This window comes from Milkweed yellows phytoplasma str. MW1 (genome assembly GCF_000309485.1).
Taxonomy (GTDB): domain Bacteria; phylum Bacillota_I; class Bacilli_A; order Acholeplasmatales; family Acholeplasmataceae; genus Phytoplasma.
In genome coordinates this window covers 1-1763 of sequence record NZ_AKIL01000013.1, presented here as the reverse complement: position 1 = coordinate 1763, position 1763 = coordinate 1, and the positions used below count along the sequence as shown (strand labels likewise).

Genomic DNA, 1763 nt, shown 5'->3' with positions numbered 1-1763 from the left:
TCAAGTTTTAAGCTAAGCTACCTTTACCCTCGCGTGAACTTTCAAAATCTGACATGATTGACTATAATCGTAAAGTATCTACTAAACCTTTTCTTTAAATTTTTTTTAAAGAAAAGGTTTAGAGAGAGCTTAATGACAGCTCGCGCAGCAGTACGTAGACTTTCAAACTTTAATATAATTGATTTTATTCGTAGCGACTTTATACATGTTAATATTGAATTTTTTATAAATATAAATTATAAGGAGTATAAAAATGTTATTAAATTTAAACGATTACACTATGAATAAAAAAGATGTTAAATTGTCTTTTCATGCTCAGAAAACGTTTGATTTAATTAATGAAAAATTTATTAATAATAAATTTTTGAGTAATTTTGAAAAAGAACAAATTATCAAACATTATGAGAATAATTTATTTTTTTTCAAAACTACTGATTATGGTACAGGTTGTTTTTCAAAATTTTTTAGTTTGCATTTATACCGTCTTTTATCAGGTATGCAAGAAAATAGAATTAAAAATTTATATGAAACAAAAGCGGCTTTTATTAATTATGAATTAAATTTAAAGGGAATTAATAAAATAACTACTTATTATGATCATGATTTACGTAAATATGTTAATAATGTTGATAATGATCAGCTTGCTTTATTATATTCCCAAGCTAAAAAACAATTTCAAATGAGAAATAAACAAGAAATATTAATTTTTTTAGAAAAAACATATTTAGACAAAAATATTATTTTACCTAAAAATGTTTTAAAACAGTTATTTAATGATGATAAAAAATTACAAAAATTTTATGAAGATACTTGTTTTATCATTGATAATGATAAAAATGACAATTCTTTTTTAAACCCTTCTTTTAATTTAGCAAGTAAAATAGAAGATATTAAAAGAAATCTGAAACAATCTAAAACAAATGCTCGTTTTAAAGCTATTTATAATTTCGCCGAGGAACAAAAGATTAGTTGGTTAACACTTACTTTGCCGCATCATAATGCTAACGGTTCTTTATCAAAAGAGGTTAAAAATTATGATCAAACGCATCAATTAGTAAAAAAATTTATTAATAAATTACGTTATGAATATAGACAAATTTTACATCAAAAAGGCTTTAAAAAAGATAAAATTATTGAATTTTTAAAAGAATTTAAATATTTTATTGCTTCACAAATACAAACTAAAAATAATAGGAATGTATGGCATTTTCATATTATGTTTAATATTGATTTATTAAAAATTTTTGGTTTTACTAATGAAATGATGTGTCAAAAAAAAGGTTTAATAAATAATTCAGAATTTTTAGAAAATAAAACATATTACGAGAAACATCAACATAGATATAATAATAAGAATGGTTGGAAAAAAGTTAAAAGTAAAAATTTAATTATTCCTAATGTTTTTAAATTATGGGCTGATATTGTTAATAATGACAAAGGTTTATCTAATTTAAAAAGATTAAATCCTCGTTCTCAAAATTTACAAGTTTTTAAAAGTAATGCAAAAATTAAATTAGAAATAAATGAATGTTAATTGAAACAAAGTGTTTGTAAAGAAGATAGTTCTTCTATTATTTTTAAATATGTGACTAAATATGCTGAGTATGTCGGCAATGATAAAGAAATTAAAAAAATGATTTTACAAAAGAAAAATTATTTAACAGGTAAGCGTCTATTTCAATTTTCTAAAAGTTGTCAAAAATTATCTATTAATAAAACTTTAAAATTTTTACCTTTTGATTTGCAACATCTTAAATATCAAT

2 protein-coding genes are annotated in these 1763 nt (G+C 21.4%); both read left to right on the top strand.

The window, feature by feature from the left end; all coding sequences use genetic code 11:
• Nucleotides 1-253: 253 nt before the first annotated feature.
• The gene (locus tag RI76_RS00275; RefSeq protein ID WP_017192117.1) at nt 254-1534 is read left to right on the top strand and encodes a hypothetical protein; all 1281 of its coding nucleotides are present in this window, start codon (nt 254-256) and stop codon (nt 1532-1534) included.
• A partial coding sequence (locus tag RI76_RS00270) for a hypothetical protein (protein ID WP_036343361.1) occupies nt 1535-1763 on the top strand: 229 nt, incomplete at its 3' end.

What these genes read in the sequence shown, in the direction of transcription:
- RI76_RS00275 (WP_017192117.1), top strand. Translation starts at nt 254, where the DNA reads ATGTTATTAAATTTAAACGATTACACTATGAATAAAAAAGATGTTAAA.